The organism is Vallitalea sediminicola, assembly GCF_054408565.1.
This window is the reverse complement of sequence record NZ_BTPT01000252.1, coordinates 1-270: the sequence shown is the minus strand read 5'-3', so window position 1 is coordinate 270 and position 270 is coordinate 1. Positions and strand designations below refer to the sequence as shown.

At 35.2% G+C, this 270-nt stretch carries 1 pseudogene; it reads right to left on the bottom strand.

The features are described 5' to 3' along the window. Positions 1-90: 90 nt before the first annotated feature. A pseudogene (locus tag ACX6CF_RS26635) lies at positions 91-270 on the bottom strand (nitroreductase family protein); the annotation flags it as partial.

Genomic DNA, 270 nt, shown 5'->3' with positions numbered 1-270 from the left:
AAGTAACCCAATATGCTCTCCCATATGTATACCTCCAAATAATTTAAATGATGGAAAAAGACGGAAGTTACCAGTAGCCGTCCCGTAAGTTTAATAATGTCCTATTTGTGGCTTATCCTTTGACCTGTGCTTACGATTAGGTTCATATTCCTGCCAATATACTCTTTTCTCATTATATCTCGTTCTTGGTTCTTTCTCTTCTGCAGAATAACCTATATAAACTATGCCAAGTGGTGTCACAAATTCAGGTATATTTAGTACTTTCTTTAA